This window comes from Pedobacter chitinilyticus, from assembly GCF_003313385.1.
Classification (GTDB): Bacteria; Bacteroidota; Bacteroidia; order Sphingobacteriales; family Sphingobacteriaceae; genus Pedobacter; species Pedobacter chitinilyticus.
The window spans coordinates 619845-633978 of record NZ_QMHN01000001.1; the positions used below are offsets into that span (position 1 = coordinate 619845).

The window sequence follows — 14134 nt, forward strand, 5'->3', positions numbered from 1 at the left end:
ATGAACACTATGAATTACTTAAAAAGAACAGCGCTTGGCATTTCGGTACTAACCGTTTTGCTTACAGGTTGTAAAAAAGACAACGAACGTGAAATTTTGCTTACGCAGGAAATTACTGGAGTAAAGGGTATTTATATCCTTAATGAAGGGACTTGGAATGGTAAGAACGCTTCTATTAGTTATTATGATGTAGCTAAGAAAACAGTTGTAAAAGATTTCTATAAGCAAGCAAACGCTAAGGATCTAGGTAACAATGCTATCGATTTAAAGCAATATGGGAGCAAATTGTATTGTGTAGTGAGTGGAGAAACTGGAAAGGCAGACTCTTTTGTGGATATAATGGATATTAATACAGGTAAAACCCTTAAACGTATTGCTTTTAATGCCACAAATGAGAGTTATCTGCCTCGCAGTATTGCTTTCTATAAAAACAAAGCTTATGTAAGTAGATACGATGGAAAAATTAGTCGAATAGATACTACAAGTCTAAATATTGATGGTGAATTACAATTAAAAAATGGTGCCGATAACGCTGCTGGATTAGAGGGTGTAGCTGTCGCCAATGGTAAATTGTATGTGGCTGGTTCAGATCATGTTAGTTATCCAACATCTTTAAAAAATAAAGTGGTAGTGATAGATTTAGCCACTTTCACTAAAGCCAAAGATATTACTGTTAATGCTAATCCAATTAAAGTTGCTGCCAATGATAAGGGAGAATTGTTAGTGTTGTCGGCTGGAGTTTACGGAAGTGTACAATCGGCAGTGCAAAAGATCAATACAAGTACTGATGTTATTTCTCAAACCGAGAGTGCAGATGATTTTGCTTCTATTGCTATTTACAATGATCAAGTATGGACAGCATTAGAGGTGTATGGTGGTAGCCCTAAAATAAAATCATTCAATATCGCTACAGGCAAAGTAGGAGCCAACTTGATTACTGATGGAACAGCTGTAGCTAAACCCTACGGTTTGACGGTTAATCCTTATAACCAGAATGTAGTAGTTTCAGATGCAATATCATATGCAGGAGTATCTGGTACAGCTTTTATATTTAATAAAGAAGGAAAGAAGCAGTATGAGTTTGAAACAGGTATTAATCCTCAAGCAGCCGCTTTTGTATACACCTACAAATACGTTTATAAATCACTTTAATGTACAATTAGACTTACGAAGTTTTAAAAACTTCGTAAGTCTTGACCATTGTTGTAAAAATATTTCCTCTCCCTGCCCCCTTAAAGAGGGGGATATGAAAATAGCTTAGGCTCTATGTGTCCCCTTTTGGAGGGGGAATTAAAGGGGGAGGAAATCAATAAAATAAAACCTACCTCAAAAAACAACTAAATCAATTGCTTTAACAAAATCAAACCCAAATGAAACGAATACTTTTACTTTCCTTATTAGCCGTAACCCTGTTCTTCTCTTGTAAAAAAGACAAAGATGAAGCTTTTCCAACCTTGAGCATGCAGGTGACAGAAAAGACCTTAACTGTACAGGTAAATACCCAAAAAAGCTTTTCGGTGGTAATCCCTAATGGTAAAACCATCACTAGCGAATGGAAGTTGAATAATACTGTAGTAGGTAGCGAAGCAAGCTATGTGTTTAAACCAACCTCGGCAGGCGATTATACTTTAACCTATACTGGTAGCAATGCGCAAGGAAGTTTTACCTTCACTTACCAAATTAATGTACCAGTTCCCGTAATTGATCCAGGAGCCAACAGCAGCATGTACATCAGCAAGGTATTTGAATATTTACCAGCACCTGGACAGCATATTAATATGCCTAGTTTAGGTTCTTTGGAGCAAGCGCAAAAATTAGTGGGGAGCACTAATAACCTGGTTTCATTAGGAGGATTTGGTGGTTATGTAATTTTCGGTTTCGACCACTCGGTGAAAAATAATGAAGGTTATGATTTGGGAGTTTATGGAAATCCAACCGGGCCAAATAACGCTTCAGCGGAACATGGTATTGTAATGGTAAGCCAAGATAAAAACGGTAATGGTTTACCAGATGACGAATGGTTTGAATTGGCTGGTAGTGAATATGCTAAAACAACAACCATTAAAAATTACGAGATTACTTATACCAATCCTAAAGCTTTTGTTGATGTGCCATGGACGGACAATCAAGGAAATACGGGGGTGGTAAAGAATCTGTCGAAGAATAAAAACCACTATCCGTTGTTTGCTGCTAATCAAGACAAAATTACTTTTAAAGGTACTTTATTGCCTTCTACCAGTTTAAGCACTTCAGGTTTAATTATTAACAAACCATTTGAATGGGGCTATACAGATAGTTATTCGGTAGGAGATGATTACCAAAACAAAGGCTACAATAGCTTTGATATTTCTTGGGCAGTTGATAATAACGGTAACAAGGTAGTTTTAAAAACCATCGACTTTGTGAAAGTATACTCTGCTCAAAATATTAACGCAGGTATTTTAGGAGAAATATCTACGGACATTAAAGGTGCAGTAGACCTGCATATCAAAGCGTTAAAATAAATATACTAATGAAATTACACACACCAATGAAAATAAGTGCCAGCTATTTCTTTTTGCTGGCACTTTTACTAGCCACTGTATTGGGCTGTAAAAAAGAAAAAGTAAATCCTGTTTCTTTTGCTGATGATATCAATACTTCGGTAAGGGCGAAAGTACAAGAGCCTTTGGAACTAAAACCACAAATGACAGGTACCGCTACTGCTTACGAGTGGTTAGAAGAAGGCAAAGTAGTAGGTACCCAAAGTAGCTACATCTTTACCAAACAGGACAAAGGCGAATATGAGCTAATTTTTAAAGCAACCAATAAAGCTGGAACCACTAGTTTAACCTATAAAATTAAAGTAGTAGGGAAGTATGCGGATGGTATTTTATTGGTAAGCAATACCAATGCAGCTGGTAATGGTGCTGATATTTCTTTTCTAGATGAAAAGGAAAAATTGACACCGAATGTATTCTCTTTGGAAAATAATGGCACAAAGCTATCTTTAAGTACGGTGAGTGCTTTCCGTTATGCTAATCAGCTTTATATTACCGCTGCCGAAACACCCAACATTCAGGTTATTGATGATGAAACCTTGAAGCTAGTAAACATTAACATCAGTAACAGTAGTGTAAGATCCATTAGCTATTTCTCGACCACGGATGGTAAAACAGGTTACGTAGTTGGGGGTTCGGGCTCAAGAAGAGGATTGTACGCCGTAGATTTAAATGCAAAGACCATTGCGGGCACTTTGCTAACTGGAACTGCTTCTGCTGCTTTGATACCAGTGATGACTTACAATAACGCTTATATCACACCAGTGTTGAAGAAACTTGTGAGTATTAAGGATGGTACTTTGCAAACTTTGTTTACTTACCCAGAAAATGTAGCAGGGATTGTAAAAGCGGCTAACAAGCAAATTTGGATGGGGATTTCAAAAGGTAGCAGTGCCAATGCTAAAATGGTAAGGTTAAACGAAAACTTGGAAATACAAGAAACGGTAGACTTAGGTGCTGATCTTCTTTTGTTTCCAACTGGTGAGATGATTAGTGCTGGCGGAACAAATGAGTACATCTATTGGCAAGAAACCAGTACAGGTAAATTCTATCGCTTTAATACGACTACTAAAAAAGAAGAGCTATTTGTTTATCCTACGGATGATGGCGCGGGTTTTATCACGGCATGGAAAGTAAATCCGCGTACAGGAGAAATGTATATCATCGACTCAAAAAGTACTACGGATAACTTGCCTAGTGATTTGTTGATTTATGGCCTTGACAAGAAGCTAAGGAAGAAAATAGCAGGCGTAGGTTACCAAGTAAAGGATGTTGTTTTCCCAAAGTAGTATTTTTATTACCTTTGCCTTAAATCATTAGATCAATGGAAAGAAAATCAAATACCAGAGTCCTTGTATTGTTGTTGTTTATAGCAGTGGTTATCGGACTTAGAATGTTAGCACCGCTTTCGCCAGACTTTAAATTGTTTGCCAATTTTTCTGGTTTGGGTGCCGTAGCCATTTTTAGCGGTAGCTACTTTAAAAACAAGTTTTCGGGCTATGTGTTACCTATACTGGTATTATTGCTTAGCGATTTAGGTTTAGCCTTAATGATGGGCGAAAGCTATGTGTTTTACCCAGGATGGTACTATACTTATATTGCTTTTGCTTTAATGGTATTGGCTGCGCAAATCTTAGTGAAAAAAGTAAACGTTGCGAATGTGTTTGTAGCCACTTTAGTAGGTGTGCTCATCCACTGGATTGTTTCGGACTTTGGCATGTGGTTGGGTTTTGATACTTATCCTAAAACCTTAGCAGGTTTCTGGGAGTGCTTAGTAGCTGCTATTCCTTTCGAATTAAAATTCCTTTATGGTACATTGGTTTATTCGGCCATTATGTTCATGGGATTTGAAGTGTTGAAGTCTAAATTCCCTTCTTTGAAACAACATTCGGCTATTGCCTAAGTAATATTAAACATATTTGAAGCCCTCTTGCTTATTGCGAGAGGGCTTTTTTTGTCCCATTATTTTCGTTGTTTATTCATCGCCTTCCTTGTCGCCCAGAGCATAGCTAAGGGTCTCTTTTCGTACAACCTTTGGAGATTTACTTCGTAGCTGCTTCGCGGTTCTCGTATACTCGGAATGACAAGCAAAGCAGATAGTGAATGCAAAAAAAGCTCACAAAACTTCGTAAGGTGAACTTCTTCATTTATTCCTTCACTTTTCACTAGCTTTACCTTATCATGAAAAAGAAACTGGTTGTTTTAACGGGAGCTGGCATTAGCGCCGAAAGTGGTTTAAAGACTTTCCGAGATGCCGATGGGTTATGGGAAGGGTATAACGTGATGGAAGTGGCTACACCTGAAGCTTGGGAACGCAATCCTGCATTGGTGCAGCAATTTTATAATGAACGAAGAAAGCAAGTAAATGCTGCCCAGCCTAATGCTGCCCATATTGCTTTGGCTGGTTTGGAAGAAGATTTTGATGTTGAAATCATTACCCAGAACATTGATGACTTACACGAACGGGCGGGCTCTACCAAGGTTAGTCACTTGCATGGCGTGATTACTTATGCTCAATCCTCCAGACGTGCTAATTTGATTTATCCGCTGCAAACGGATGAAATTAAAATGGGAGAGCTGTGTGAGTTAGGCTCTCAATTAAGACCACATGTGGTATGGTTTGGTGAAGCGGTACCGATGATCGAAAAAGCTGCTAAACTATGTGCACAGGCAGATGTTTTTATTCTTATAGGGACCTCGCTTGCGGTATACCCAGCTGCAGGATTAATCGATTACGTACCGCATGAAGTTCCAAAGTATATCATTGACCCTAAAATTCCACCCGTATCTGGATTGAACAATGTGATTAAGATTGCCAAAAGCGCCACAGAAGGAGTAGAGGAACTAAAGTCGTTTTTAATGGGATAGTTTCACTTGTGTGCTTATATTTTTTTATCACCTAACCAGATAGTAAATTCAAACTTGCATATATAAGACACTTGAGCTTTGCAAAACCATCAAGACAATTAAAACGATAAAAATAGCTTTATGATTATGAGATTGCTTCGTTCCTCGCAAAGTAGGAAGTGGTATCGTCACTTCGAGGAATGCATCAGTCTCCAAGCTAACTGTATTATTGATCTTCTATTTAAAGTTATTTGAATAACCTGCTTAAATTTGGCTTAATGCCAATGGTGAGGGGCATGGTCGTAAAGTTCCGATCTTGTATCTTTTTAAATCCATTCATATAACCTACTTCTGCAAATAAGGATAATCCTCCTAAATTAAATTCTGTACCTGCACCACCTTCTAGTATGGGCATAAAATGTGTTTTGTTACTGATTTTTACTTGCTGTGCTGCGTCATTTACCCGAACCATTGGCGTGAGGATATAACCACCGCCACCACCTGCAAAGCCATAGAAAGCAAACTTCCCAACAATTTTACGATAACCTAGACCAAGATTCAATAAATAAGTGGTAGCCCTGCCCGTTTGTGCAGTGTAAGTAAAGCCTGGTTCTGCGATTTTTCCTCTGTAGGAGAGGGCATGTAAACTTAGTTTGGGGTATAGAAATAATCCACCTTTGCCAATTCCAATATTCAAACCAAGGGTGGTTGATATCTTGGGACCAAAAACATCTGACGCCGCACCAATGGGCATCGATGTGCCAATGCCACTTACCGTAAAGAGTTTGTCCGTACGGTCTTGTGCGTATGTAGGGGTATAAACAAGAATGGTTGTGAGCGTAATTAGGATTACGGAAATGTGCTTGTTCATGTAAGTCTAACAGCAGCTATCCGCTTTTGTTTGTCCCTTACTTTTCTGCTGGGTTTTTCTTTTTACTTAACAGTTTCTCTATCATTTTATGAATACGATCTGTTCTAGTTTTCTCCTGTTTGGCCGTAATTACCCATAAAACGTATTCTTTTCGGTGCGAATAGGCCAATGTTTCGTAATAGGATAGGGCTTCAGGTTGCGCTGATAGTGCTATTTTTAAGTCTTCTGGAAGTGTAACAATCTTATTGACCACATCAATGTACTGGCCATACTCGTTATGGGCAATTTCAGCATTACCTACGCCCGATCTCTTCTGACTAGCCGCTGTTTTTATTCTTATACCAGTCCATATTTCATTTACGGCCGCCGAACCACAAGGTGCTAAATTTAACTTTGTCAAGTCTTCCCACGATTGCATGAGGTTCAAGTCGGCCGCCAAAGGTGTCTTCGCTTTGGGGTAAAAAATCCAAACAATTGTTTTATCGACAATGGATTTTTCAATGGCCTTTAAGGCAGTAAACATGTCTGCCTTGGTAATGGCAAATATCAAATAAGCTTCTTGTTGCTGTTGAATGTTATAATTAAAAGTAATATCGCTGGGTATTTCACCGAAAATAGCCGCTGCATTTTCGGGAGCATTAATTATGCTCACCTTAAAGCCACGTTTGATTTGCAGTTTTTTAAGAAATGGATGGTCCATATTATAATTTCATTTTAGCAAAGAAGTCCCACAATACAATACCAGCCGAAATCACGATGTTAAATGAGTGTTTGGTGCCAAATTGCGGTATTTCTATACATTTATCTATTTGTTGCATCGCTTCATCACTCACGCCATTTACTTCGTTTCCAAAAATCAACACATACTTTTCTTCCAATGTAGGCTGATTAGTATGTAACATCACACTGTTTTGCGCTTGTTCTATGGCAATAATTTGATAGCCCAATTGACGGTATTTTTCGATGGCAGTTAAAGTATCATCTATATGTTCCCAGTCCACAGATTGTGTGGCTCCAAGTGCTGTTTTTTCTATTTCACGATGCGGAGGTTGGGCAGTAATACCACAAAGAACCACTTTCTCTACCGCAAATCCATCGGCGGTTCTAAACACCGAACCTACATTGTGCATACTGCGAACATTGTCAAGCATGATCACTACGGGAAGCTTTTCCTGTGTTTTAAACTCTTCCACATCAACCCTGTTTAACTCGTCTAGCTTTAATTTTTTCATCTGTTTAAATTACTAATGCTCTTTAATTTGGTTAACTGTTTAATTGGTTAACTGAATCCCATTCACTAACTACTAGCCACTAACCACTAATCCCTATTATTAAATTTTGATCCTTCATGTATAAGGAAATGTGGATATTTAGTTATTATTGCATGCTTAAAAAAGAGCGTCTAAGATAAGAATAATGAAAGCAAACCAAATACACACTGGCACATTTGTAAACGAAAAAGAAGTGATTGCGGTAGAGTTAACCAATACCAAAGGCACTTTTGTGAAACTGTTTAACTACGGAACCATCATCAATCAGTTTGTAGTTGAGAATGCAGATGGCGAAAAACAGGATATTGTTTTGGGATTTGATGACATTAAAGGTTATTTAAGTGAAGATTACTTGGCTAACTATCCGTATTTTGGAGCTGTTATCGGTCGTTATGCCAATAGGATTAAAAATGGCGAATTTACCGTAGATGGAATCAGTTATCAAGTGGCGCAAAACAACGGAAATGACTGTTTGCATGGAGGTGTTGAAGGGTTAGATAAGAAAGTTTGGGACATTATTGAGCTTAATAACGATGTTAACCCATCGGTGACTTTCCAGTATTTTAGTTTGGATGGGGAAGAAGGTTTTCCAGGGGATTTGGCTATACAATTAAAGTTTACCTTGACAGAAAATGATGAACTGATTTTAGCTTACCAAGCAGATACGGACGAAGCTACACCGATTAACCTTACGCACCACAGCTATTTTAACTTATCAAAAAATGTAGAGGGGGTGCAGTCACATCATCATCAAATGAATGCTTCCAAATGGTTAGCGCAAGATGACAATTATGTAGTGACTGGTGAGTTATTGCCTGTGGAAGGTTCTTTACACGATTTTAGAAAAGGTAAATTGATTGGCGAAGGTTGGGATAGTGAAAATGGTTATGACCAAACTTACTTGCTCGATAAAACTTATGGAGATTTAACATTGGCGAGTAGAACGCAAGCCCAAGATAGCGGTTTGGTACTTTCTATTTATACTACAGAGCCTGTTGCGCATTTTTATACCGCTAAATATGTAGATGTGAAAAATGGGAAGGGCGGGAAGCACTATAAAAGCTTTGAAGCTTTCTGTGTAGAAACGCAACATGCTCCCAATTCTATCAATATTCCCTCATTTCCAACTACGGTGCTGCAACCAGAGGAGCTTTATCAACAAACCACTATTTACAAAGTAGAGGTGAAAAAATAACGGAGAGGATCAAATCCTCTCTAAAGTCATTTGAATAGCTTTTTCTACAATAGCGTTTGGATTACTGCTAAACTCGAACTTTACGCGACTAGCCAAAATAGCATTGATGGATAGTGCTTTATGACCTAATGTTTTAGCTAGTGCATAAATTCCCGCGGTTTCCATTTCAAGGTTGGTAATACGGTCGTTTGCGCTTTTGAAACTGTTAAGCTGTCCAATAAAATTGTTCACAGTATTCTTGGCTCTTACTTGCCGGCCTTGTGGGGCATAAAAACCAGGAGCAGTAGCGGTAATTCCTGTTGGAAGGTCGTGAGCAAACTGTTTCAATAAATCTTCACTTGCTTGTGTAAGGTATGGGTTAATGCCCTCAATGTGGCTAAAATGCTGGTTGATTTGATTAAGTAAAGCTTGTTCGTTATCGGACGGCTGTTGTTCATAGTAATGCATCAAGGCATCAAAACCTAAGCCGTAAGAAGAGGCGAGGATGGTTCCCATGGGAATGTCGGGTTGTACAGCGCCAGAAGTCCCAATCCTGATGATATTTAATGATTTAAGTTCCTTGTTTACTGTTCTTTCCTTAAAATCGATATTTACCAAGGCGTCAAGCTCATTGAAAACAATATCAATATTATCCGTACCAATACCTGTAGAAATTACGGTAACACGGTTTTTGCCTACTGATCCAGTATGGGTAATAAATTCGCGCTTGCCTTTTTTAAGTTCTATATGGTCAAAATGTTTGCTTACTTCAGCCACACGGTCAGGGTCACCAACGGTGATTACGGTATCAGCAATATCTTCTGGCAATAGGTTCAAATGGTAAATACTTCCATCTGGATTGATAATTAAATCGGCGTTTGATAACTTTTCCATATTGTTTAGTGGTTAGGAACTAGTGGTTAGGGATTAGTGGGTAAGTGGGCAGTCGTGGTACTTGCAGCCTAGTTAACCAATGAGCCAATGAACCAATGAACCAAACAACTAGATAGTTCCAAGATAAGTAATTTTTAGTCCTTCTATTTTATCAAGTTTCTTGATCACGAGGTTTAAGTTTGCTTTTCTAACCTCAAAAGTTAACGAACAGTAAGTATCAAAGTTTTGTTGAATGATGTTCAATTGTTCCTCTTTCATGGTACGCATCACATCGTTCATCATTAAATAATCAAACTCCAGCTCATAAACGTCATTTACTGTTTTAGTAATGATTTCGCTAGCGTTCAAAGCTTCCACCGTAGCATTTTTATAGGCGTTAATCAAGCCTGGAACTCCTAATAGTGTACCGCCAAAATACCTCACTACCACTACCAAAATGTTGGTTACATCGGCAGAAAGTAAGGTGTTTAAGATAGGGCGTCCAGCGGTGCCCGAAGGTTCCCCGTCATCATTGAGCTTAAAAACATTTCTATCAGGGCTAAGTCTTAAAGCCCAGCAAAAATGCCTTGCTTTGGGGTGCTCAGTCCTTAATTTTGTAATGATTTCTTTTACATCTGCTTCCAGTTTAATGGGGTAGGTGTAGGCGATGAATTTGCTACCCTTATCTCTAAAAATACCTTCGCTGGTTTGAGTAATGGTTTGGTAGGTATCGTTAAACAGCATATATTTTTGATAAGGTAATTAATATGATTGAAACAAGGGCTAGACCTAAGCCAATGTAGTTCCATTTGCTCAGTTTTTCTCTAAAAACAAAAATGCCAATTAAACTACCTGCAATAATTACCCCCATGTTCATGGCGGCAAATACAGTAGACGGGTTTTCTGACATTTCTCGATGTGCATTTAGATAAAATAGGATATTTCCAAAGTTGAAGATGCCTAAAATGCAACCACAAAAGAAGTTGACCAGTTGTAGCTTTGTTTTTTTACGGATGACCAAATAGGCTAGGTAGATTAGGGACAACACAAAAGCAATACAATAAATGATAAACAGGGAAGTGGTGTATGGAACAACTGTGCTTTGGCTGACCATTTTGAAAAGAACATCGACCACACCGAAACCTAAAAATACCAACAATAGGTAAAGCCAACTCTTTTTGGAAGATACGCGATCGCTTTTACGGTACATGGTGAAAATAATGGCAGCAAAACCGAACACAACACCAACTTCTTTGTAACGGTCAAAATGCTCATTGAAAAGAAAGTAGGCCGCACTTAAGGAAATAAACAACGATAAACGTTGGGCAATGTCTGTTCTCGCTAAGCCTGCATTTCTTACAGATAAACCTAGGAAAATGAATATACCTGGCAATAAGAACCCCAGCGCACAATACACTTTAGGAAAGCTGTTTAGGTTAATTTGGTTAAAGTCTGGCTTAAAGCAAATCAAGCTTAAAATAATGGCGAAAAAATAGTTCCAAGTAATGGCCTGTGTAAGGTTGATTTGATAGCGTCGTGCCAATTTAAACAGTACACCAACGGTTACACTGCACAGGATGCTTAGGAATAGGTAGGTCATGCTTTATTTGGTTTATATATTTTCAGTTCATCATTGCCTATGGCCGTTTGTTCTATCACTGTGCCATTAATTTTTGGTGCTTTTGTGCCACTTTCCCATCGGGATTTACTGGTAAATATACGGGCTTCATCCCATAAATTAGAAACGATAAATTGTTGTAGTATATTGGCGCCACCTTCAATAATCACCGATTGGATGTCCATTAAATACAGCTGATAGGCAATTTTCTGAGGCAAATAGAAATGCATATCCTCCATTTGTATAAAATGGATATTGTTAACCACTTCTGTTTTAACCTCGTTAAAGATAACTGTCTTAGCCGCATCATTAAAAATATGGAAATCGCTCGGGACATCTAAGTTCCTATCGATGACTATACGGATAGGGTTTTTACCTTTCACTTCTCTCGTGTTCAGTTGTGGATTGTCGGCCAGTACCGTGTTTTTGCCTACTAAAATCGCATCTTCTTGGCTACGCCATTGATGGGTTAATATTTTAGCCTCAGGCCCCGATATCCATTGTTGCGATGTATGTTCTGGAGCAAAGTAGCTATTAGTGGTTTGCGCCCATTTAAGGATAAAATAAGGTCGTTGTGCTTTGATGCGCGTAAAGAAGCGACGGTTAACAAACTCACATTGTTCTTTTAGTACCTCTGTAATCACTTCTATGCCAGCATCCCTCAATTTGGCTATACCTCTTCCGTTCACGCTTTCGAAAGGATCTGTATTGCCTATTATCACTTTTTTTAATTGGTGTCTGATCAACAAATCGGCGCAGGGTGGCGTTTTTCCAAAATGTGAACAAGGTTCTAGCGTAACATAGGCCGTTGCTTGCTTTAAAAGGCTAGGGGCATTGTCGCCATGTTTGGCAAACACATCATGAATGGCATTCACTTCGGCATGAGCTTCGCCTATTTTTTGATGGTAGCCTTCGCCAATAATTTTGTCTTCATGAACAATGACGCAACCCACCATCGGGTTTGGACTTACATTGCCCATACCCATTACGGCCAACTCTAAGCATCGCTGCATATAAAATTCATGATTCATCGCAACAAAAATAAACTTATTTTGCAATTGACCTGTTCGAAATAAAACTACTTTTGCAGCATGAACTTGGCTGAACTTTCTGTAACCTATCAACAAAAGCTACAAAAACTGTACGACGAAGAAGAAATTCAATCGCTATTTCTTTTGGTAGTCAATCATTTGTTGGGCTATGGAAAAGCTAGGTATATCATTGAAAAACAAACGTCACTTAGTGAAGATGTTTACTTAAAGTTTGAAGAGATATTGCTTTTGATAAGTAATGGAAAACCAGTGCAATATGTGATAGGAGAAACGGAGTTTTATGGACTTCCATTTAAAGTAAATCCTTCGGTACTGATCCCCAGGCCAGAAACGGAAGAGTTGGTAGATTGGATCCTAAATGATCAAGAAATAATTAGGCAATCTGGAAATGTGATTGATATTGGTACAGGTAGTGGCTGTATCGCCATTTCTTTAAAGAAGCACCTTTCGCAAGCGCATGTTTTTGCAATGGATATCTCTAAAGAGGCACTGGAAATAGCGAAAGCAAATGCTTTGATCAATCAGGTGGAAGTAGATTTCATCCATGAAGATATTTTACATCCATTGAGTGTAGATTTTCCAAAGTTTGACATCATTGTGAGCAATCCGCCTTACATTACCGAAAATGAAAAACAGGAGATGCATCAAAATGTACTCGCCCATGAACCACATACTGCCCTTTTTGTAAGTAATGAACAGCCTTTGGTTTTCTATGAAGCCATCGCCGAATTTGCAAAAAAGCACCTTTGCAACGGGGGAAGCCTCTTCTTCGAAATCAATGAATATTTAGGTAAGCAAACCATTGAAATGTTGACTGCTAAAGGCTTTACAGATATCATCTTACGAAAAGATATGCAAGGGAAAGATAGAATGATCAAAGCCGTTTTTAATATTGTTTAGGCTCTTTGTCATTAAAATATGATTCGTTTATATCCGTTTTAAAACTTTTTTGGCTTAACTATTGTTGGTGTTTATGTTTATTCATCATTTAAACTAAATACTATGAACACGTTCAAAACAACATCATTGGTGATAGGTGTTGCATTACTTTCGGCCTGTGGTGTAAGCAAAAAGAAATATGCTGAGCTACAGGGGAATTTTAATCAAGTGCAGCAACAGTACAATGACCTTAATAAAAAGTTGGTAGGTACTGAATCGGAGCTTTCCAATGCAAAAACCAGAATATCTAGCTTGGATGAGGCAATTGCACGTGAACGTGCTAATGCTAAAGAGTTACAGGATGCGCTAAGCAAATGCTTAAGTGCTAGTAATCAAGGTAGTGTCAATATCTCTAAGTTGGTTGACGAGATCAACAGTTCAAATAAATACATTAAAGAACTTATTGCAGCAAAAAACAAAAGCGATTCGCTTAACCTAGCACTTACTAACAAATTAACTCGTTCATTGAGCAGAGAAGAAATGGGCGATGTGGATGTTCAAGTCCTAAAAGGTGTAGTGTATATCTCATTATCTGATAACATGCTTTACAAATCTGGTAGTTATGAGATTTCGGATAAAGCAAGTGCTACTTTAGGTAAAATTGCTAAAATCATTACCGACTTTAAAGATTATGAAGTATTGGTAGAAGGTAATACTGATAATGTGCCAATTAAAATGGTAAATATTAGAAACAACTGGGATTTAAGTGCTTTGAGAGCATCGTCGGTGGTGCAAAGCCTACAAAACAATTACGGTGTTGATCCTAAACGTTTAACCGCAGGCGGTAGAGGTGAATACAATCCAATTGCTGGAAATGATACAGTATCTGGTAAGGCTAGAAATAGACGTACACAGATTATCATTACGCCTAAGCTAGATCAGTTTATGGATTTAATTGATAAAACAGCTGAAAAGCCAACTAACTAAGCTGATAAGTTAAGCTATTTAA

General features: G+C 38.2%; 15 protein-coding genes. 8 read left to right on the forward strand and 7 right to left on the reverse strand.

Going from position 1 to position 14134, the window contains the following annotated elements; genetic code table 11:
* Positions 1-9: 9 nt before the first annotated feature.
* The 5 genes from DUT70_RS02560 to DUT70_RS02580 all read left to right on the forward strand — a co-directional run bounded on the left by DUT70_RS02560 (position 10) and on the right by DUT70_RS02580 (position 5408).
* Positions 10-1152: a DUF5074 domain-containing protein gene (locus DUT70_RS02560; RefSeq protein ID WP_128353278.1), complete on the forward strand. Its 1143-nt coding sequence runs from the start codon at positions 10-12 to the stop codon at positions 1150-1152.
* Between the two features lie 218 nt (positions 1153-1370).
* Positions 1371-2504, forward strand: a complete 1134-nt coding sequence (locus DUT70_RS02565) for a PKD domain-containing protein (RefSeq protein WP_113645731.1) — start codon at positions 1371-1373, stop codon at positions 2502-2504.
* A gap of 8 nt (positions 2505-2512) precedes the next feature.
* Entirely contained in the window at positions 2513-3829 is a 1317-nt protein-coding gene (locus DUT70_RS02570; RefSeq protein ID WP_113645732.1) for a DUF5074 domain-containing protein, read from the forward strand.
* 35 nt (positions 3830-3864) lie between these two features.
* Complete coding sequence (locus DUT70_RS02575) at positions 3865-4443, forward strand: DUF6580 family putative transport protein (RefSeq protein WP_113645733.1); 579 nt, start codon at positions 3865-3867, stop codon at positions 4441-4443.
* A 278-nt stretch (positions 4444-4721) separates the two neighbouring features.
* The gene (locus DUT70_RS02580; RefSeq protein WP_113645734.1) at positions 4722-5408 is read left to right on the forward strand and encodes an SIR2 family NAD-dependent protein deacylase; all 687 of its coding nucleotides are present in this window, start codon (positions 4722-4724) and stop codon (positions 5406-5408) included.
* 226 nt (positions 5409-5634) lie between these two features.
* On the opposite strand, the gene DUT70_RS02585 is transcribed toward DUT70_RS02580, so the two are convergent.
* Genes DUT70_RS02585 through DUT70_RS02595 form a run of 3 tightly spaced genes read right to left on the reverse strand, consistent with a single transcriptional unit; the run spans position 5635 to position 7490 of the window.
* Positions 5635-6258 (reverse strand): hypothetical protein, encoded by a 624-nt coding sequence (locus DUT70_RS02585; protein WP_113645735.1) that lies wholly within the window; start codon positions 6256-6258, stop codon positions 5635-5637.
* A 37-nt stretch (positions 6259-6295) separates the two neighbouring features.
* Positions 6296-6958, reverse strand: coding sequence for a YdeI/OmpD-associated family protein (locus DUT70_RS02590; RefSeq protein ID WP_113645736.1), 663 nt, complete (start codon positions 6956-6958; stop codon positions 6296-6298).
* Position 6959: 1 nt separating this feature from the next.
* Positions 6960-7490: an RNA methyltransferase gene (locus tag DUT70_RS02595; RefSeq protein ID WP_113645737.1), complete on the reverse strand. Its 531-nt coding sequence runs from the start codon at positions 7488-7490 to the stop codon at positions 6960-6962.
* 184 nt (positions 7491-7674) lie between these two features.
* Here DUT70_RS02595 and DUT70_RS02600 point away from each other — a divergent pair, with 184 nt between their 5' ends.
* Positions 7675-8724 carry an aldose epimerase family protein gene (locus DUT70_RS02600; protein ID WP_113645738.1) on the forward strand — a complete coding sequence of 350 codons (1050 nt, stop codon included), beginning with the start codon at positions 7675-7677 and terminating at the stop codon, positions 8722-8724.
* A 9-nt stretch (positions 8725-8733) separates the two neighbouring features.
* Here the strand turns inward: DUT70_RS02600 and DUT70_RS02605 are convergent, their stop codons facing one another.
* From DUT70_RS02605 to ribD, 4 genes are all read right to left on the reverse strand, one after another.
* Positions 8734-9597 carry a nucleoside phosphorylase gene (locus DUT70_RS02605; protein WP_113645739.1) on the reverse strand — a complete coding sequence of 288 codons (864 nt, stop codon included), beginning with the start codon at positions 9595-9597 and terminating at the stop codon, positions 8734-8736.
* 108 nt (positions 9598-9705) lie between these two features.
* On the reverse strand, positions 9706-10320 hold the full coding sequence (locus tag DUT70_RS02610; protein ID WP_113645740.1) for an IMPACT family protein: 615 nt from the start codon (positions 10318-10320) through the stop codon (positions 9706-9708).
* Entirely contained in the window at positions 10310-11176 is an 867-nt protein-coding gene (locus DUT70_RS02615; RefSeq protein ID WP_113645741.1) for an EamA family transporter, read from the reverse strand. The genes DUT70_RS02610 and DUT70_RS02615 overlap by 11 nt, the downstream gene beginning before the upstream one ends.
* Positions 11173-12225, reverse strand: coding sequence for a bifunctional diaminohydroxyphosphoribosylaminopyrimidine deaminase/5-amino-6-(5-phosphoribosylamino)uracil reductase RibD (gene ribD, locus DUT70_RS02620; RefSeq protein WP_113645742.1), 1053 nt, complete (start codon positions 12223-12225; stop codon positions 11173-11175). Before ribD ends, DUT70_RS02615 begins: the two co-directional genes overlap by 4 nt.
* Positions 12226-12285: 60 nt before the next feature.
* On the opposite strand from ribD, the gene prmC reads away from it, so the two are divergent.
* Together prmC and DUT70_RS02630 are read left to right on the forward strand one after the other, a co-directional pair.
* On the forward strand, positions 12286-13146 hold the full coding sequence (gene prmC / locus DUT70_RS02625) for a peptide chain release factor N(5)-glutamine methyltransferase (RefSeq protein ID WP_113645743.1): 861 nt from the start codon (positions 12286-12288) through the stop codon (positions 13144-13146).
* Between the two features lie 102 nt (positions 13147-13248).
* Positions 13249-14112 carry an OmpA family protein gene (locus DUT70_RS02630; RefSeq protein WP_113645744.1) on the forward strand — a complete coding sequence of 288 codons (864 nt, stop codon included), beginning with the start codon at positions 13249-13251 and terminating at the stop codon, positions 14110-14112.
* Positions 14113-14134 lie beyond the last annotated feature (22 nt).